Genomic DNA, 17814 nt, shown 5'->3' with positions numbered 1-17814 from the left:
TATGGCATACGAACATGCGGAGCGGCACATACAGGCCCTGCAGCTTGCAAAGTCCTGTGTCGAACTGGGTGCACGGATGAAAACCGTCGCCTATTTGACCGGATTGAGTGGAACACTGCTGCGGGAATATTTCTACAATGACCGGGCGGCCACCGGAGGTCGATGGCCTAGTTCGCAGGATTGGTACCATATGGCAACGCTAGTGCAACGCGCTGAGGCGTCACTGATTGCTAGTATTTTTCAGTTCCTGCGCACACAGCATGCATGTTCGGCACGGAAGGCCATGGTCTGCGCCTACAAGATGTATCGAGAGCGATGGAGTGGCCGTTCCAGCATCTCGTTTGACCGCGCTTTCGAATTGATCGCTAGTGTGGAGGGGATCTGGACCCAACAATCATCGCAGTTGGCTCTGCATATCTGCGCGCGGTGCCGTTGTCGTTATCTGATCGCACTCGGGGATACATCGGCGGATCACTCCGGGTGCGTTTTTTGCAAGCTCGTCAAACGCTATGCCACTGATTCTCGTATCCAATCGAGCTTTGCCGGTAAACCTGACTTACCCCTGTCCCTAGCACGGGTTCAATCACCGGATCGCTTGCTCAGTGATTCTCTATAGTTGAGCAGTAATGGTTGTGCGTATTTACCGATTGAATCCGCAGGCGAAAGCGGACGTACACGGCAGTCAGGCATAGAACGGGCAGCGTGCTCATTGTAGAGTAGTCCCGCTTGTTTCAGCATTGCTGACCGATAAGCTCCGATCCAATATCGCGGCTCACCTTACTTTAGATCTAGCGTCGCCAATAGGTGGTTCGCTACCTATCAATGATCAAACCAAGTTGAGCGGTATCTTGTTCGTGCTCTGAGCTGAAATATCTTGGGTGTATTTGCCTGCCGCGCGAGCTCGGACGAAGGAGCAGCAAGCCCTACTGGCGTCGACGACACGAATGGAGCAGCCAGAATCTGGCAGGGGCATTGTAGCGGCGAATTCCTCTATATGTTGTCGACGAATGATCGCAGTAGAAGTCAGGCTTTCACTTGGATGTATGTCGATTTGCATAGCCATAATGCTCATGTAGCCACGTGAGTGATCCTTATGGCCGCTGTGAATTTCCTCAAATACCTGGGTTGGCTTGGCCGCAATCGTCAATATGATCGCAGCCGTCAGGCCGCGCCCATATGTCCGCAACGTTCACTGCCCCAAACTGGTCATGCGCGTGACGGCGGGATGCGTCCCCGCAGTGTCGATGCGATTTTGGACGACAATCGGGATATCCTGGGGCGCATCAAATTGGCTTATGGAGGCGACGCGAATACCTTTGCCAAGGAAATGCTTCCGCTCATCAGGAATTACACTGCCTACGTGAGTGTGTTGCCGGCGACGCAGGACAGTTTTTTTGCTCGCTCCGGAGGCCTACTACGATTATCTCTGGAGACCGCATTCTTTGCATTGCAAGCGACCGATTCGCAGATCTTTGCTGGGAGGGCGACGATATCGACTCGTCGACAGTTGGAGCCACGCTGGCGCTTTGGCACCTTTATCGCGGGACTATGCGCGTACCTATTCCGTGCGCTCGACAGCGTCGTCGTTAGTGATGCGCATGGAACCGTATGGCAACCATACCTGATAGCCCTAGGGGAATGGACCCACAAACACGAGGTCGGCCGTCTGTTCGTCAGATGGGGGGAGGCCAGGCAGGAATGTCGCGCCCTATCGTTGTTCGCGCTACCGATGATCCTGCCGACAGATGCCTTGGCCTACTTGACCCACGACGGTTCGATGATCGTCGCCCACATGCTCGCAGCGATCAGTGGAGAAGTGAGGTATCAGGATCACAACGTCATTGACCATCTCGTCAATCGAGCATCGACTTTGGTGATACACCGCGACTTGCGCGACGCTGATGCGCCGGCAGGTAGGGCGCGGGCGCGGGCCTACCTTGCGAGGTTTCTCCTAAACGCGATGCGCGAGCTGGTGCAGTCTCATCAGGGATGGGTGCCCAATGCGGATCGGTCCCGCATGTGGCTCGGGCGGGATGGTTTGTTTCTGGTGTGGCCGAACGGTGTGAGCGACATACTCACCTTGTTGGAGGACGAGGGATTGCACGGCTTGCCTGCCTCGCCAGTCGAGGCCATGGAAATTTTGAGCGATGCCGGGATCGTCCTGCCAAAGAATCCAAATGAGTGTGTTTGGTCTATCCGGCCACCAAGCGCCCCTGAACCCTTGGAGGCGTTGAAGTTGGTGACGCCCGGTTGTGTCCTAGCTGTCTTACACCCGCCACCAGTGGCGCTGGACATTGCTATTGCTCTCCACTGCTCGGATGAAGACATGCGGGCCACGGAGCATGACACCAAGTATCGGCAGGCGAAGGCGGCGCCGTCCCAGGCTCAGGGAGCGAGCGGGGCACAGGAGGTGCCGCCGGATGCTAGCGATCGTCAATTGTCGTTGCCAACCATCGCACCGATACCAACTGCGGGAGACACAGGTATCGAACCAAGTACAGATGGCCGCCAAGGAAAGGTGAAGAAAGTCAAGGATATCAAGTCAAGCCAGCCAGCAACGGAAACATACGCGTTACGCGCACCGATTCGCCTACATCCAGGCATTGCCAAGGTATTGCAGGCGATCGTGCAGTCTCTCAATAGAACGAGCTTGCCACCAGCATGCTATCCCCTGGCGTCCGGCCTGTTTGTCCCCTTAGACGCCTTCGTGGCGCGACAGGTGGATGCGAAGATGGCGCTACGCGCACTTGCCGATGCCAACATGCTGGTGGTGGGACCGGCAGGAACCGAATCTGTTGAATACCGCAACCCGCATGGCAAGCAACTGGCCGGAATGGTTATCGCTCGTCAATTCATCGAGGGCATGGATGGAGTAGGGGAGACCCCAATCAATTCGAACGCAGGTTGACCATGTTGCTGCGACAGTATGAAATGCCATGGCGTAGTCCCATTGAGGCCGTTGCCGCCCTGGCATGGATGCTCGCCGCCGCCATTTTTTACTTTCTGATACCCGATCATTTGCCACCGCGTGCGGGTTTTCTTCTCATCTTTTGTTCAATACTCATAGCGTTGATCCGCTGCCGGCAAGCCTTGCGCGTAGTACGTACGCGTGCCGCGCTGTCTGGCCGCGCGATGGAAATGGTTTCAATTTCCCGGCTCACCACATGGACAGGCGATCCTGAACAGGTCGTATTCGGTTTGGGCTTTATCTGGTTGCCACTACACTCTCAGCGGCTTTATGAGTTGATCAAAATCGACTATCGCGCGATGACCATTTCTCCCTGGCTCATACGCGCTCTGGGATATCAACCCAATCCACAATCAGACGCAGAGATTGGCTTGCCCTGGATTCATGGTGTTGAGTCGGAAGAGCACTTGTTGATGCGGCCGCTTCAGAACTTTGAAGGGGGAACCTTGGTGGTCGGAACTACACAGTCTGGCAAAGGGGTATGCCTTGGCTGGTTGATTTTTCAGGCTATCCGCCGAGGCGATGTCGTTATTATTATTGATCCGAAAAATTCACGCCGCCTCAAGCGACTGGTCATGAAGGCCTGTCAACTGTATCGCGAGCCAGACAGTTTTCTTTGGTTTCATCCAGCCTTTCCGGAAACGGGTGTTCGTCTCGACTTTACGTTCAATTGGCAAAAGCCTACCGAAGTCGCTTCCCGTATTCAGTCAATCATGCCACCGGATACAGCTGGAACGTTCAGCGCATTTGGTTGGGACGCTGTGAATGTCGTCGTGCAAGGGATGGTGCAACTGGAGAAGCGTCCGAATTTGGCGAAGCTGAAGCAATACATTGAAGGAGGTGTCGAACCGATCCTAGAACAGGCACTTGAGCGTTTTTACGAACAGCTCCTTGGCATGCAGTGGCGTAGTACGCCCGACATGGCGCGCTTGCTCGATAAGGCGCGGAGAGGGCAGATCAAATCGCCGACACCCGCCGCGAGCCATGAACTCTTGGCGTATGTCACCTACTACGATCACCATGTGCATGAGGCCAGGCGTGATCCGGTGGTCAGTTCGCAAGTCCGGGTATTCCAGCATAACCGCGAACATTATCAAAAAATAACCGCCAATCTCTTACCGATCTTGTCCATGCTGACATCTGGGGATCTTGGAAAAAGCCTGTCTCCCGACCCGTTTGATGCGGATGATCAGCGGCCGATCATGAATCTGGAAAAGATCGAGCGCGCGGGACATGTACTACTTCTCTGTCTGGACTCGTTGCCGGATCCTTCTGTTGCAACGGCAATCGGCGCCATGGCGCTGGCCGACCTGGCTGCCCGTTCAGGCATTCGCTACAACCTGGGAGGAGAGCGGCGCATTTCCCTGTTTGTGGATGAGCTATCGAACGTGATCAATCAACCACTAATCGAAATACTGAATAAAGGTGCCGAGGGAGGGCTGTACACCACGGCTGCCATGCAGACGATTGCCGACCTGGCGAAACGCCTTGGCAGCCAGGAGGCGGCACGCATGGCATTGGGGAACTTGAACAACCTCATCGCCTTCCGAACCAAAGATCAGCCCACTCAGGAGTTCATCAATGAAACACTGGGCCAGACCACCATCCATAGCATGAAATTCGGGCACAACACGGCCAGGGATGGCCACTTTACGGATTTTACGGCAGTCGATTCAACGCAGTTGAGCGAGGAAGTCAATGAGTTGGTACCGGCATCGATTCTGGGTAAATTACCCAATTTGCAGTTCTTCGCCTCAGTGTCTGGCGGCCATGTCTACAAAGGGCGGTTTACGCTAATTGACCCGGGCGTGGACGATGTAAGCCGCGATCAGAAGGAGGAGGGTGAAGCATGTTGATTCGGTTGATGGCCATTGTTTCGCTGAGCGTGCTCCTGATGCTGGTGCTGTACCTGCCGTCAGCCTTCCCACCTCAGCGATTTGTCGCGCAGATCCGCGCGGAGCATATGGCCAGTGCAGACTGCTGGGGCGATCTGTATGCACGCCGCGTGTTGAGCCGCATGTTTCAGTATCAAGCTGCATTGGACTCCCAACCGGCATCGGCCAACATCCACGAGGTGACGCGCGATCCGGTAGCACAACCCGTCGCCGATAGCCTGGGCCGGGTGCGTCTGCAGCTTTTTCAGAACAGCTATTTCCGCTCGCTCGATACGCTGACCATGCTGGCGCTGTATAGACTGGCAGGCCTTGTGCAGTGGTGGGCACTGTTCCTGGTGCTGATCACAGCCTGTATCGTGGACGCCTTGGTGCGCCGACGTATTAAACGTTTGGAGTTCGCCAAGCAGCACCCGGAGTGGTTCGCGGCAGCCATGGGCACGGCGATTTTGCTGATTTGTCTGATGGCAGTAGCGTGTGTGCTTCCTGTTCAACTGTTCCCGCTTCTGTTGCCCGCCATGTTGTGTGTGGTCGCGTGGCTGGCAGGGCAAATGGTGGCGCAGTATGCGTGAGTGTGAAGGTAGAAGTCCCGAAGCTTTGGCTACACGCCGAGTCGGGCCTGGATTCATCCAAATAGTCCACAAAAAGCGCGACTTTTTGGACAAACATTGGGGCTGCGATACGCTAGCATGATGTCATACGCAGTCCATTTTGATTTCGAGTCGCCATGAATACTGAATTTCGCTCGACGCCGTCCTCATCTTCTGCTCACACGGTCGCTGCCCATCGTTCTGCTGTCGCATCCACGCGGTGCGAGGACACCATCGGGACGCTGGTATGGATGGAGGAATTTCGTCACTTAGACCAACTGTTCAGCCATCAGCACAATTGTTCGCCAAAGTTGCGACATCCCGATCTGATTAGTGCGTGTGTTGCGATAGTGTGCGCGCAGGCGGAACATGCGAAGCAGATTTTTTCTTTTTTGCATACCCAGTTGGTGTTGCGCGATCAATGCATGCCACGTCGACAGGAGGAAATTTGGCGTGCCCAGTATGTATTGTTGCTGGCGCTGCAGAAGTCAGAAATGAACCGGCATCCCCATCCTCGATTCGACTTGGGGCAGTTTACGACCGCATGCATCGCCCTGGCCCTCCAGGAAGAGGGGGCGCAAGGGAAAATATTTGAACAGGCACGGCGCAACATCGCCGAGCGAGCAATATCGCATCTGCCATAAAGGGCAGGTTGCAAGGCATACCGTCAACGGATATGCGACCCGAAGTGACCCTGCCAGGCTGATGCCAGGCTTACCCGATGTGCACCCTCGATGGTCTGGCGCCTGCTCGCGCCGGGTGGATCAACGCTTTCGGGTTTATGCCTGCTCCTTGCCATGGAACGACCTCTTTCATGCTTCATAGCGCTCCTCGTCGTTTGTCCGGGTCCTGCCTGGGCTTGCTGGGAACAAGCCGCCGTTCGCCACAAGGTGCCGGCACCGCTGCTCTATGCGATTGCTCAAGCGGAATCATCACTGGATCCGAACGCCGTCAATCGCCGCCATCTGCGCCAAACGGGTACCGTGGATATCGGTTATATGGGTGTCAATTCTGATCCACGAGTCCTACGCAATTTGGGGGTGACCGAGCAAGAACTGCATGAGCCCTGTAAAAACATTCATGCTGGTTCCCGAATTCTCGTGGAAAAGCTGCATAGGTACGGCAATACCTGGGAGGCGATCGGCGCATACAACGCCTCGTGTACCAAACTTGATGCGGCCCAATGCCAGGCTACGCGCACCCGCTACGCCTGGCGCGTATACGGCTTTCTGACCAATACCAAGCCGCCGGCAGTACACCGCGCTACGCCGCAGGCCAAGTACCGGACTCAGAAAAATGGGCGAGCTGAATCGGTCGTCCCAACGCAGCCCGCGCTGGTGGCAGTGGGGCTGACATGAGACGCACAATTGCTCATGCCACACTAGCTGCCACAGGAATGGCTGCAGCCAGCTTGCTGATGGCCTCCTGCGAAAATGTGCATACCCATCCACAAGCTGCAGGACTGTCTACTCGCGCAGCCACGCCTGGGTCCCACATGCAGCACATCACCCAGCTTCACTACGGTAGACAGGCACGCTACGGCCTGTGTATCGATCCAGCTTGCCCTACGCGCACGCCCAAGACGCTGGCAAGACGGGATGCGCACATTGAAGAGGTGCCGCAAACCATGATCGCGGCAGCCAGCACCCAGCGGACCCTGGCAGGGGCACCCGTAGGTACCAGTGCAGCGAACGAAAGTGATTTGTCTGATGTCACCGAACTTGCGGTGTACTTTGCGCCGGGCTCATCCCGTCTCGATAGAACGGCCCAACAGGTTCTGCAGCAATTTCTCACGCTGGTGCAGCCAGCATCCCATATTCGTATCGCTGGCAGAACAGACAACACCGGCACGCCGGCCCTGAACGATGCCATCGCACGCCAGCGCGCGGCCAGGGTCGAGCGCTATCTGCGCCGCCATCTGCACGTGCCTGCCGTTCAGCTTGAGGTGGGAAGCAGCGGCGCCTGCTGTTACGCCGCCGCCAATGTGACCGAAACGGGCCGCTCGAACAACCGGAGGGTAGAGCTCAGCCTCACCGCCGACGCGCTTCGGCAGGTGCAGAGATGAGCACTCAAGCCCGCCTGATCAACCTGACTTCGGCATGGGTAACGTGCTGGCCGGGCAAGATCGCGTGGCAATGCCCCGTGCGTGGTCCCCCTGTGCCGCCATGCCGCAGCACCTAGCCGCCCGCACAGACCGTTTTAGGCAATTTTTTTCACGATCACGATTGGAATGCACATGAACACCCTGCAATACGTCACCGTTCTCCCTTTTAAACACCACGGCAAGCGGCCGCTTGGCCTGCGCGTCTCCACTGCGGCCAAGGTCCTTGCACTGCTGACCCTGATCACCCTGGGCCTGCTCGCCGCTATTCCCGCCACCGCCATCGACCTCGTCGCCTTCACCGGTATCACCGGCCCGCTGACGTCAGCACTGACGCAATTGGCCGCACTGGCCCCCGGTGTGAAAGCACTGGTCGGCTTCATCGGCTTCGTGGTGGCCCTGATCTCGCTGACTGCCCTGCGCAACTTCGGCCCGGTCCTGTTCTACATCGGCATGGCCATCTTCGGTGCGGTCGGGCTGATCATCGGCGGCGCGATTATGGGCGCCACGATCTGAACCAGGCTGGCGCAGACACCGCACATTGAAAAAAGGAGGACGCCATGCAAGCCGACACCTATATTCCCCGGCGGCTAGACGACCAATGGAAGATTGGCCTATGGGACTTTGATGTCGCCTTTCCCGTCCTCCTTTCGGTCTTTGTCGGTTATCTGGCCAGCAGCAAACTCGGATTTTTCCTCGCGGTCTGCGCCGGCGTCGCCGTGTCGCGCTGGCTCAGCCGCAAAAAAGCGGACAAGCATCCGGCCTTTGTCCTGCACTGGGCGTACTGGTACCTGCCTGTCAGTCCGCTGACGTCCATGCGCTCAACCCCGCCATCGCATATCCGCAAGATGGTCGGATAGCGAAAAGGAGAGCACCAGTGAAACTGGAAACCTATCAGGATGATTTGGCCGCCCTGCGGCGCCGCGTGTTCGACCAGCGCCTGGCTATTGGCATCCTTTCCGTTTGCCTGATGCTGGCGTTGACCATCATTGTGCGCATCGCGGGCACGGAACGCACTGTCATTGTGCCGCCGGCTATCAATAAAACGTTCTGGATCGAGGACGGCAAGGCCAGCAACGACTACCTGGTGCAGATGTCCGGCTTTATCGCTTACCTGATGCTGGACGTCACGCCGAAGTCCATCGAATGGAAGAAGGACATGCTGCTCAGCTGGTGCCTGCCGGAGAACGCCGGCAGCATCAAGACACGCCAGGATCTGGAGGCGGCAAGACTGAAAAAACTCAACGCGAGCACCTACTTCCAGATGCAGCAACTGGTGCCGGACGAAGAAACGCAATCGGTCACGATGACCGGTTACCTCAAAACCCAGGTGAACGGGGCCAATACCTCTGACAACCTCAAGACCTACCGTGCGGACTTCGTCTTCCGTGGCGCGCGCGTGCATTTGAAAGATTTTAAGGAGTTGAAAGATGGAAAACCGGATACTGCCACTGGCGTGGCTGATGCTGGGGCTCGTTGAGCTCCCCGCTTGGGCCGACCAGACCAGAGAGGTCAGGGACGGCGCCACCATCGAGGCGGTGATCGCCGCACATGAACCGACGCGCATCCGCATCGAGGGCGGCAAGATCATCGACGTCGTCGGCAACATTTATTCAAGCAGCAACTGTGCGCCCAAACCAGCCGACGCCAGCCTGTCCGTAGCGCCTGGCGCCGGCACGGCCGTCAATCCCGGCGGCCAGCTGTCGCTTGCCTGCGACCTGGCCAAAGGCGAAATCTATATTCAGCCGGTGGGCACTGCTGCCAAGCCGATCAACCTGTTTATTTCTTCCGCCACAGCCACCTACATCTTGCGCCTGAACCGCGCGGAGGTTCCTGCGGACACCATCGTGATCTCGGACAAGTCGGCCAGGCGCCAGGCCAGGGCCGCCATTGCCGGCAGCGCGGCACCGGCGAGGTCCGCCACATTCATCCGCTCCCTGAAATCGATGCTGATGTTCATGGCTTCCGAGCAGGTGCCCGACGACGTCCAGATGGAAGAGCGCGACGAAGCACGCCTGCTGTGGGCGGAAGCAGAAATGAAGCTCATCCGTCAGTTTGAAGGCCGTGGCCTCATCGGCGAAACCTATGCACTTAGCAATATCAGTGGTGCGCCGCTGGTGCTCGCAGAACAGGAATTTGACCGCGACGATGGCGATGTCCTGGCCGTCGCCATCGACAATCTCAACTTGCGTCCGAACGAGAGCACGCGGGTCTACGTCATTCGGGCAGGGGAGTGAGCCGCCATGCGCATCATGCAAACATTGAAATCCTTCACGGCTCGGTTGACGCCCAGGCAGCAGCAGTACCTGGCCGCCGCCAGTATCGTGACAGCGTGCATTGGCGTCCTGTGGGCGGTATTGGCCTATTCCGAGTCCGGCAGCCCCGCCCGGCAGCTCCCCAAGTCGACCGACAAACGCGCCACCGTCAATGTGGATGGTGCCAGCATGATGGTGCCGGGCCAGATCTCGCCCGAAGATCAATGGGTCGGCAATGCCGGCAAGAAGCTGGCCCAGTATGACAGTGACAAGGAAGCGCAAGACAAAATCAACAGCGATCGCAAGGCCGTCGAAGCGGCCTTGCTCAAGCGCCTGGCAGATCTGGAAGCAAAAACGGCCGCTCCGGCAGAACAAGCGCCGCCACCAGCGCCACCCGCGCCCGTCACGCCGCCCATTCCCCAGCCAGCGGCGCCGGCTCCGTTGCAGTACCCTCCCGGCACGCCACTCGGTGGCAACGCGCCGCCAGGACCACCCGCCACCGACGTAGCCAGTGGCAACACCGGCGTACTGCGGCCAAACGCGCCACCGGAGACGCCCGCGCCGATGATCCGCGTGTCCCTGGGCGCCGCGACAGACTCCGGTGGGAACACCGGGGCCGCCAAGGAGGCCGGGGGCAATGGCGTAAAACCGGCCAACACGCTGGACGACTTCCTGCCAGTGGGCATCCTGCCGGGAGAACTGCTCGGCGGGATCGATGCGCCGACGGGCGGCCAGGCGCAAAGCAATCCGCTGCCGGCACTCATCAAGATTTCAGCCGCTGCGATCCTGCCTAATCAGTTCCGCGCGGACGTCAAGGAATGCTTTGTGGTGGCCTCCGGCTATGGCGACATCAGTTCCGAACGTGCGTACCTGCGCACCGACGTGCTCTCCTGCATCCGCTACGACCGCTCGGTGGTCGAGGTCAAGATCGAGGGCAACATCTTTGGCGAGGACGGCAATCTGGGATTGCGCGGCACGCTCGTCTCCAAACAGGGCCAGCTGTTGGCCAACAGCCTGCGCGCAGGCATCGTCAGCGGCATCGGCCAGGGCTTCGCTCAAGGCAACAGCTCATTTACGACCTCGCCGTTTGGCACCCTGTCGACGACGACCGGCGGCACCGGCGACCAGTTCCGACGCGGCATTGGCAGTGGCATGGGGAGCGCGCTCAACAACCTGGCCAACTATTACATCCGGCTGGCCGAACAGACGTTTCCCGTCATCGAGGTGCATGCGGGCCGCAAAGTGGACGTGGTGCTGACCCGCGGCGTGCGCATTCCCGCGCGGCCAATGTCACGCAGCGACGCGGACCGGCAGGATCAGCTCGGCCTTGCCGAGCGCACGATGGAGGTTCCCAGTGAAAATGCCGACTAGACTGGCCCTCGCCGCACTCGCCTGCACGGCCGCGCTTGGCACACAGGCACGGACCACTGAAGACACGCTGCTCACCGCGCTCAAGCAAGCCTATCCCGGCACGGCCTTTGATACGGTCACGGCGACGCCGATCCCCCACGTCTTCGAGGTGTGGATGGGAGACAACGTCGGCTTCGTCGCCGATACACGCCCTGACTACATGATCTTTGGCCGCCTGGTCGACCTGCGCGCCATGCGCGACCTGACCGCACCGAAACTAGAGCAGCGTACCAAAGCCGCCAACCCGGCAGCGCCGACGGTAGCGGCTATCGATGTACGCCAGTTGCCGTTGGCCGATGCGATCGTCACCACGCAGGGCAAGGGAGAGCGCGTCCTTTATCTCTTCACCGATCCACATTGTCCGTATTGCCGCCAGCTCGAACCGGAACTCGTCAAGGTACCCAACCTGCGCATCTACAACTTCATGGTGCCTTTCCAGGACCAGGCTTTACCTCTGCGCATCTGGTGCGCTACCGACCGCCTGGCCGCTTGGCGCAGCGCCGTCAGCGGCGCGTTGGACGGGCAGGGCGCACCAGCCCAATGCGCCGATCCGCTCGACCGCAACCTGGCCCTGGCCAGCAAATTGGGCGTACAGGGCACACCGACCCTCTTCTTTGCTGACGGCTCGCGGGAAACCGGTTTGATCAGTGCCAACGAAATTGAAGCCCATCTGGCACAAGCCGCCTCCAGCCTTCCATCCGGCAAGAACCTCAAGGAGTAATCATGCAACGGATCCCATCGATTTCATTTCGCGTCAACAACCTGTCCGCCGCAACGGTATGTCTGACGCTCCTCGCCGGGTGCGGCGACATGACAGGCCTGGGCGGCAAGTCGGAATATGCCTGCAAGGCGCCGGAAGGCGTGCAGTGCAATTCCGTATCCGGCAATTACTACAATACGTTTCCATCGGGCGGCAGCGCGGCGGCCAAAGGGGCCCCGACAAAAGGAACGCCACGTGCAGCCCCGCGCAGCATGTACACCATGGCCAACGCCGCCTCCAGCGGCAGTTCCATGCAGGGACAGCCTGCATTCGAGCCAACCGCGCTGCGCTCGCCGCCGCGCGTCATGCGGCTCTGGATCAAACCGTGGGAGGACAGCGACCATGATCTCCACGATCAGTCCTTTGTCTACCTGCAAACAGACCCAGGTCGCTGGCAGGTCGCCCATGCGCAGCGGCAGATCCGTGATGCCTTTGCGCCCCTGAAACCGCCCACACCTCAGCAGGCGTCGTCTCCGGCTGCAGCGTCCCCCTCCGGACAGGCCAACTCCGGCGCCGAAACACGGCCAACCTCCCCGCCAGCGGGAGCGCTTGCCGATCCGCCCATCGGGGCCGTCACGACGACTCCAGAAGGCGCGCCGTCTCAAGCGTCGGCAACAAAACAATAGCGGTGTTGCATTCAGAGAGGACAAATATGCTCAAGTTCTTCACGCCAGAAAAAGAGGGCGAAGGCTTCAGCGCTGGCATCTGGGATCTGTTTGGATTAAGCCGAGGCGAGGAATTTTCCAAGGATCAGTTTGCCAGCTGGCTACCGTACGGTCCCTATGTCGACAGCGAGCAGCTGTTCATCAATCGCCATCACCGGCTCGGCTTCATGCTCGAACTCATGCCCCAGGCTGGCGCCGATGAGCGGATGGTGGAAGTGCTGCAAAGCCTGTATACCAACTGTCCCGCCAACACGGGTGTGCAATTTCATCTGTTTGGCTCACCGGACATCCGCGCCCCGCTGATCCAATATGCCAACATGCGCATGGAAGACGAGGATCAATATGAAAACTCGCAGCAGTGGGGCCGGCCGGCCCGGAACAGCAACCTGTACCGCCAGCTGGCACGCCAGCGCGTGCAGCATCTGCTGGCCGGGAGCCAGAAATCCCTGACCAAGGGATTTCATTTTACGCTGCGCGACTTTCGGTTGATGATGAGCGTCACGATGGATGGACGCGCCGATGATATCGGCAAGCGCGAAGCGGCCATCGGTTTGCGCGACTCGATGGCAAGCACCCTTGACGCCGCTTCTTTTCCCAGCACAGTATGCGATGCGGCCGACTTAATCAACTGGTGCGCACTGTTCACCAATCCACACCGGCTCGCCGACGGTGTCACCCCATGGATTCACTACGATGAGGGAAGAGAACTGCGGGATCAGATTGTGGACTTCGATACCGTCCAGGAGCCGACCAACGAAGGCATTCGGTTTTCGAAGCCAGGCAAGCCGCAGCACGTGGAAGCACGCTTCTTCTCCATTAAATCGTTTCCTGGACGTTTCCCCCTCTGGCAGATGGGCGCGCTCATCGGCCACGTCATGCAACCGGCACTGCAGTACCGTGCGCCGTTCCTGCTCACCATGGGCGTGCACATCCTCGATACGAACACGACGCGCACATTGATCACGGCGAACCATATCCGCGCGACGCAGAACGCGGGCAGCAAGATGGCCGCCATCATGCCGGACGTGCAGAAGAAGCAGGAAGACTGGAATGCAGTCGCCAACGCCATGGATGTCGGCGGCAATCTCGTCTCGATGTACCACCAGCTGGCCATTTTCTCATCGCCCGCCGAGGCGGCGACGGCGGCCGAAGCGGCCAAGGCCATCTGGCGTGCCAGCGGCTTTGAACTCAATGCCGATGTGTACATGCACCGCCAGGCGCTGCTGGCGAGCTTGCCCATGACCCTGACGCCCGCATTCCACAATGACATGAAGAAGATGAAGCGGGTGACGCGCAAATCCACGGCGAACGCCATCCATCTGGCGCCCCTGCTGGCGGAATGGCGTGGAACCGACACGCCAACGCTCATCTTCGCCGGCCGCCGCGGCCAGCTCGTGACCCTGGATCTGTATGACAACGACCTGGGCAACTACAATTTTGCCGTCGTCGGCGCCCCAGGGTCCGGCAAGTCCGTCACCCTCAACGAGATCGCCTGGTCATACCGATCCGGTGGTGCACAAGTGCGCCTGCTGGATCTCGGGCGCTCATTCGAGAAGCTGTGCAAGAAAGCCAATGGTACGCACGTGGAGTTCAGCGCCCGCTCGAAGATCATATTGAACCCATTTACGGCGGTCAATGACATTCACGAAGACATCGATATGCTGTTGCCCGCCCTGGCGAAGATGTGTTCGATGAGTCAGCAATTGCAAGAAGTGCAATACAAGGCCATTTCAACGGTCCTGCTGAAACTATGGAAATCCTACGGCAATGATTTGACGATCACCGCTTTGCGCGACGCATTCAAGACCGGCAATATCGCGGAGCTCGAAATCAAAGGGGATGACCGCATCCGCGATCTTGCCATCATGCTCAATCCGTACGCGAAAGGCGGGCAATATGAACGATTCTTCGAGGGCAAGAATAACGTCGATTTCTCGAATGACTTTGTCGTGATCGAAAACGAAGAACTCAAGCGCAAGCCAGATCTGCATGCCGTCGTCAATATCCTGCTGATGTACCAGATCACCGGCGAGATGTACCTGAACCGCGATCGCAAGAAGCTCCTGATCATCGATGAACTCAAGCAACAGCTCGGAGAGATCGGTGCGGACGACCCGGTCAAGGCCGCCGTGGTGGAAGAAGCCGCCCGGCGTGCGCGCAAGTATGGCGGTGCACTGGGCACCGCGACGCAGGGTGCCGATGACTGTTACGGTTCGGTGCAAATGACGGCCGCTTTCAATTGTTCCGACTGGGTTTTCCTGCTGCGGCAAAAACCGGAGTCGATTGAAATCCTGGAAAGCAACAAGCGCATCGTCATGGACGCCGCCAAGAAACGGCTATTGAACTCGCTACGCACCGAGGCGGGGGCCTTTGCGGAAATGTATGTCTCGTCGCCGATCGGCGAAGGCGTCGTACGCCTGGTCATTGATCCAGCCACGCAGTTGCTGTTCTCGAACAAACTCGCCGATAACAAGCCGATTGATGCCTTGCGTGCCCAAGGCTACTCCATCGACGAGGCCATCGCCCGGGTACTGGCCGACAGGGGACTCCAATGAGGATCATGCTGATCAATATCTTCGTATCGGCCTGCTTCGTGGCGATCGGCATTGCGGCATATGACCGGCTGGTGCTGCGGCCGATGCTGGTCATCGGAGTCGTCGATGCGGCGACCGTTTTCAATGCAAAGCAGGAACAGTACGTCAAAGCGATGGCGGCCAGCCGTACCGACATAGAACGGCGGCAGGCGATCTCCGATGCTGAACGATTCGTCAACAGTTTTGCTGCTGTGTTGGCGCAATTGCCGCAAGAGTGCGAATGCCTGGTGGTCGACAAAACGGCGGTGATCGGCAGCCGCGCGACGCTGATCGATCTCACTCCTTTGCTCAGAAGAAAGGTGAAGCTGTGACCCGCGATTTCTTTCAGCATGTGCGCAGACGTTGGTATCTGTACCTGGCGCTGGTCGTGATCTGGACACTCGCCTATGTGCGTCTGTTTGTCGATGCCACTCCGCGCTTGCCTATCCTGTTTAACGTGACCCCCAGCTTGCCCTACACGATCGCAGTGGTCGACTACCGGGCGGACGGCATCCGTCGCGGGGATTACGTGGTCTATGCATTCGAAGGGCCGGCGTACCGCATCTTCCCCGGCCTGTACCACCAGCCGTTCTTCAAGATCGTGCGCGGCGTGGCCGGCGACAAAGTGACCGTCCGGGATCGCCACGTGTTCGTCAATGGCGAGGAGGTCGGCATTGCCAAGACGCATACCACCGTCAAACATCTCCGGCTCGACCCCATCGCCGAGATGGTGATTCCGCCATCGTATTTTTATGTACAAGGCACCAGCCCGGACAGTTTCGATTCACGCTACAGCATCAATGGCCTCGTACGCGCCGACGCGGTCCTGGGTGTGGTGATTCCGATCTTTTGACGCAAGGGGAAAATGATGGCATTGCTTGAGCCGACACCTGCGACACTACGCTTCCCCTGCCTGCCATGCGGTGCGCTGACCAAGCGTATCTTCTCCGTCCTGTTGCTGGCCAGTGGCCTCATGGGAGCACTGGCAAAGGCTGAGGAACTGGCCGCGATCGGGCCGACGTATCCGATTGCCGAGCAAAACCTGCTCGACATGATCGCCCAGCGCCTGCGTGCGCTGGAAAAGAGCGGCCAGCTTCACGCACTGCAGGAGCAGGCGATCGCCAAAGGCAGGGCGGCCGTGGCCAACCCGGCACCGGTGGCAGGTTTGACGCCGGCGAAGGCACCACGAACCGTCTATGTTGATCCCACCTATGTGCTCGACAAGAACATGCTCGACGCACAAGGTCACGTCCTGTTTCCCGCCGGCACCCGTACCAACCCGCTCGCGATCACGTCCATGTCGAAAAAGCTGCTGTTTTTTGACGCGCGCGATCCTGCACAGACAAGGATGGCGCGCAGCCTGCTCCAGCGCGATGGCGCGCGGATCAAGCCGGTACTCGTCGGCGGTTCGTATCTGGAGCTGATGAAACAGTGGAAAACGCGGATCTACTTCGATCAGCAGGGCAGATTAGTAGGGCGCTTTGGCATCCGGCAGGTCCCCGCATTGGTGTACCAGGAAGGCATGCGCCTTCGGATTGATGAAATGGTGGCGAAATGAATCCATTCAAACAAACCGCTGCAGTGCTCTTGCTCCTCCTCGGCGCAAGCCAGGCAGAGGCAGCGCCGGTAGGCACCTGTACTGGCGCCTTTCCGAATCCGATCACGGATATCTGCTGGTCATGCATCCTGCCGGTCTCCCTGGGCAGTGTCACTTTGGGCAACCTGGGCGGCCAGGAAGACACCGCCAATCCGTCCAGTCCGATTTGCACGTGCAAAGTCAATCCGGTGATCGGCCTGTCCATCGGCTTTTGGGAACCCGTGCGCCACGTGGAAGTGGTGCGCAAACCGTTTTGCCTGGTGTCCCTCGGTGGCATCGATCTCAATCCGGGCATCCCTGCGCCAGAGGCCGCCCGGGCCACGGACGCAGGCGGCGCCCAGGACGCCTTCTACCAGGCGCATTTTTATGTCAATCCGGTCATGTATTGGCTCAAGGCGGTCGCCGATTTCCCCTGCCTGGAAGCCGGCTCCTTCGATATCGCCTACATGACCGAGGTCGACCCGTTATGGGGTGACGACGAGCTGACACTCATCATCAATCCGGAAACGCTCCTGTTCGCCAATCCCGGCGCCGTTGCCGCCTGCGCTGCAGACTGCGTTGCCGCCACGACGGGATTTGGCCACCCGGAATTGTTCTGGTGCGCCGGCTGCCAGGGCGGTCTTTTCCCGCTCGATGGCCACGCGGCCTACCACGTGGGCGGGGTGCGCACTGCCGAATTGATGATGCAGCGCCTCACCGCCAAGATGCACCGCGAGCTGCTGACGTGGGGCATGCATGGTCATAAAGGGCTGTGCGGTCCGTACTTCCTGCCGGAAATGGACAAGACGGCCTACAAATCCCAGCTGACATATCCCATTCCGGCCACCGACAAGGAACTGGGCAAATGCTGCCAGCCCTTCGGCCGCACCACCATTGCCTGGGGAGCGGGCAAGGAATACCCGGTCAAGGGCGAAGATTTCGCGTTTATGTTATTTCGAAAAAGGAACTGCTGTGTTGGCTACTAATCCAATCCAAGTGCCCCCTGCGGGCGCCAGGCCTGCTG

Annotated in this window: 19 protein-coding genes; all 19 read left to right on the top strand. The window is 58.9% G+C overall.

The genetic code is table 11. The annotated features are described in order from the left end of the window. Position 1: 1 nt before the first annotated feature. The 19 genes from MRBLMS1_RS02145 to MRBLMS1_RS02055 all read left to right on the top strand — a co-directional run bounded on the left by MRBLMS1_RS02145 (position 2) and on the right by MRBLMS1_RS02055 (position 17776). A complete protein-coding gene (locus MRBLMS1_RS02145) occupies positions 2 to 616 on the top strand; it encodes a FlhC family transcriptional regulator (protein WP_485877513.1) in 615 nt (204 codons plus the stop codon). 477 nt (positions 617 to 1093) lie between these two features. Next, positions 1094 to 2908 (top strand): MobH family relaxase, encoded by a 1815-nt coding sequence (gene mobH, locus MRBLMS1_RS02140; protein WP_485877511.1) that lies wholly within the window; start codon positions 1094 to 1096, stop codon positions 2906 to 2908. Positions 2909 to 2910: 2 nt separating this feature from the next. Next, positions 2911 to 4824: a conjugative transfer system coupling protein TraD gene (gene traD, locus MRBLMS1_RS02135; RefSeq protein WP_485877509.1), complete on the top strand. Its 1914-nt coding sequence runs from the start codon at positions 2911 to 2913 to the stop codon at positions 4822 to 4824. Continuing rightward, positions 4818 to 5432: an IncC plasmid conjugative DNA transfer DtrJ family protein gene (locus MRBLMS1_RS02130; protein ID WP_485877507.1), complete on the top strand. Its 615-nt coding sequence runs from the start codon at positions 4818 to 4820 to the stop codon at positions 5430 to 5432. Before traD ends, MRBLMS1_RS02130 begins: the two co-directional genes overlap by 7 nt. Positions 5433 to 5587: 155 nt before the next feature. Next, complete coding sequence (locus MRBLMS1_RS02125; protein ID WP_485877505.1) at positions 5588 to 6094, top strand: hypothetical protein; 507 nt, start codon at positions 5588 to 5590, stop codon at positions 6092 to 6094. A gap of 90 nt (positions 6095 to 6184) precedes the next feature. Next, a complete protein-coding gene (locus tag MRBLMS1_RS02120) occupies positions 6185 to 6808 on the top strand; it encodes a lytic transglycosylase domain-containing protein (protein ID WP_485877504.1) in 624 nt (207 codons plus the stop codon). A gap of 137 nt (positions 6809 to 6945) precedes the next feature. Further along, positions 6946 to 7515 (top strand): OmpA family protein, encoded by a 570-nt coding sequence (locus tag MRBLMS1_RS02115; protein ID WP_485877502.1) that lies wholly within the window; start codon positions 6946 to 6948, stop codon positions 7513 to 7515. 171 nt (positions 7516 to 7686) lie between these two features. Next, positions 7687 to 8067, top strand: coding sequence for a hypothetical protein (locus tag MRBLMS1_RS02110; RefSeq protein WP_485877500.1), 381 nt, complete (start codon positions 7687 to 7689; stop codon positions 8065 to 8067). Between the two features lie 44 nt (positions 8068 to 8111). Next, entirely contained in the window at positions 8112 to 8411 is a 300-nt protein-coding gene (gene traL, locus MRBLMS1_RS02105; protein WP_070258240.1) for a type IV conjugative transfer system protein TraL, read from the top strand. A 17-nt stretch (positions 8412 to 8428) separates the two neighbouring features. Further along, positions 8429 to 9031 (top strand): type IV conjugative transfer system protein TraE, encoded by a 603-nt coding sequence (gene traE, locus MRBLMS1_RS02100; protein ID WP_485877498.1) that lies wholly within the window; start codon positions 8429 to 8431, stop codon positions 9029 to 9031. Then, positions 8982 to 9788 carry a type-F conjugative transfer system secretin TraK gene (locus MRBLMS1_RS02095; RefSeq protein WP_485877496.1) on the top strand — a complete coding sequence of 269 codons (807 nt, stop codon included), beginning with the start codon at positions 8982 to 8984 and terminating at the stop codon, positions 9786 to 9788. Before traE ends, MRBLMS1_RS02095 begins: the two co-directional genes overlap by 50 nt. Before the next feature lie 6 nt (positions 9789 to 9794). Then, on the top strand, positions 9795 to 11177 hold the full coding sequence (locus MRBLMS1_RS02090; RefSeq protein WP_485877494.1) for a TraB/VirB10 family protein: 1383 nt from the start codon (positions 9795 to 9797) through the stop codon (positions 11175 to 11177). Continuing rightward, entirely contained in the window at positions 11167 to 11937 is a 771-nt protein-coding gene (locus MRBLMS1_RS02085) for a DsbC family protein (RefSeq protein WP_485878950.1), read from the top strand. Before MRBLMS1_RS02090 ends, MRBLMS1_RS02085 begins: the two co-directional genes overlap by 11 nt. Before the next feature lie 2 nt (positions 11938 to 11939). Beyond that, complete coding sequence (locus MRBLMS1_RS02080; protein ID WP_485877492.1) at positions 11940 to 12602, top strand: TraV family lipoprotein; 663 nt, start codon at positions 11940 to 11942, stop codon at positions 12600 to 12602. Between the two features lie 26 nt (positions 12603 to 12628). Then, positions 12629 to 15196 (top strand): type IV secretion system protein TraC, encoded by a 2568-nt coding sequence (traC, locus tag MRBLMS1_RS02075; RefSeq protein WP_485877490.1) that lies wholly within the window; start codon positions 12629 to 12631, stop codon positions 15194 to 15196. A 5-nt stretch (positions 15197 to 15201) separates the two neighbouring features. Continuing rightward, positions 15202 to 15546, top strand: a complete 345-nt coding sequence (locus MRBLMS1_RS02070; protein WP_485877489.1) for a hypothetical protein — start codon at positions 15202 to 15204, stop codon at positions 15544 to 15546. Then, positions 15543 to 16067, top strand: a complete 525-nt coding sequence (gene traF, locus MRBLMS1_RS02065) for a conjugative transfer signal peptidase TraF (protein WP_485877488.1) — start codon at positions 15543 to 15545, stop codon at positions 16065 to 16067. Before MRBLMS1_RS02070 ends, traF begins: the two co-directional genes overlap by 4 nt. Positions 16068 to 16079: 12 nt before the next feature. Beyond that, a complete protein-coding gene (traW, locus tag MRBLMS1_RS02060) occupies positions 16080 to 16772 on the top strand; it encodes a type-F conjugative transfer system protein TraW (RefSeq protein ID WP_485877486.1) in 693 nt (230 codons plus the stop codon). Further along, positions 16769 to 17776, top strand: a complete 1008-nt coding sequence (locus MRBLMS1_RS02055; RefSeq protein WP_485877484.1) for a TraU family protein — start codon at positions 16769 to 16771, stop codon at positions 17774 to 17776. The genes traW and MRBLMS1_RS02055 overlap by 4 nt, the downstream gene beginning before the upstream one ends. Positions 17777 to 17814: the final 38 nt, after the last annotated feature.

The organism is Massilia sp. LMS1-1-1.1 (genome assembly GCF_040815535.1).
Taxonomy (GTDB): domain Bacteria; phylum Pseudomonadota; class Gammaproteobacteria; order Burkholderiales; family Burkholderiaceae_D; genus Janthinobacterium; species Janthinobacterium aestuarii.
This window is presented reverse-complemented; position numbering and strand designations above follow the sequence as displayed.

Excerpts from the sequence above, each read along its gene's own strand:
- MRBLMS1_RS02085 (WP_485878950.1), top strand. The coding sequence starts at position 11,167 with ATGCCGACTAGACTGGCCCTCGCCGCACTCGCCTGCACGGCCGCGCTT.
- traL (WP_070258240.1), top strand. The coding sequence starts at position 8,112 with ATGCAAGCCGACACCTATATTCCCCGGCGGCTAGACGACCAATGGAAG.
- MRBLMS1_RS02145 (WP_485877513.1), top strand. The coding sequence starts at position 2 with ATGGCATACGAACATGCGGAGCGGCACATACAGGCCCTGCAGCTTGCA.
- MRBLMS1_RS02110 (WP_485877500.1), top strand. The coding sequence starts at position 7,687 with ATGAACACCCTGCAATACGTCACCGTTCTCCCTTTTAAACACCACGGC.
- MRBLMS1_RS02120 (WP_485877504.1), top strand. The coding sequence starts at position 6,185 with ATGGTCTGGCGCCTGCTCGCGCCGGGTGGATCAACGCTTTCGGGTTTA.
- MRBLMS1_RS02090 (WP_485877494.1), top strand. The coding sequence starts at position 9,795 with ATGCGCATCATGCAAACATTGAAATCCTTCACGGCTCGGTTGACGCCC.
- MRBLMS1_RS02070 (WP_485877489.1), top strand. The coding sequence starts at position 15,202 with ATGCTGATCAATATCTTCGTATCGGCCTGCTTCGTGGCGATCGGCATT.
- MRBLMS1_RS02055 (WP_485877484.1), top strand. The coding sequence starts at position 16,769 with ATGAATCCATTCAAACAAACCGCTGCAGTGCTCTTGCTCCTCCTCGGC.
- MRBLMS1_RS02125 (WP_485877505.1), top strand. The coding sequence starts at position 5,588 with ATGAATACTGAATTTCGCTCGACGCCGTCCTCATCTTCTGCTCACACG.
- MRBLMS1_RS02080 (WP_485877492.1), top strand. The coding sequence starts at position 11,940 with ATGCAACGGATCCCATCGATTTCATTTCGCGTCAACAACCTGTCCGCC.
- traC (WP_485877490.1), top strand. The coding sequence starts at position 12,629 with ATGCTCAAGTTCTTCACGCCAGAAAAAGAGGGCGAAGGCTTCAGCGCT.
- MRBLMS1_RS02095 (WP_485877496.1), top strand. The coding sequence starts at position 8,982 with ATGGAAAACCGGATACTGCCACTGGCGTGGCTGATGCTGGGGCTCGTT.
- traD (WP_485877509.1), top strand. The coding sequence starts at position 2,911 with ATGTTGCTGCGACAGTATGAAATGCCATGGCGTAGTCCCATTGAGGCC.
- MRBLMS1_RS02115 (WP_485877502.1), top strand. The coding sequence starts at position 6,946 with ATGCAGCACATCACCCAGCTTCACTACGGTAGACAGGCACGCTACGGC.
- MRBLMS1_RS02130 (WP_485877507.1), top strand. The coding sequence starts at position 4,818 with ATGTTGATTCGGTTGATGGCCATTGTTTCGCTGAGCGTGCTCCTGATG.
- mobH (WP_485877511.1), top strand. The coding sequence starts at position 1,094 with ATGGCCGCTGTGAATTTCCTCAAATACCTGGGTTGGCTTGGCCGCAAT.
- traW (WP_485877486.1), top strand. The coding sequence starts at position 16,080 with ATGATGGCATTGCTTGAGCCGACACCTGCGACACTACGCTTCCCCTGC.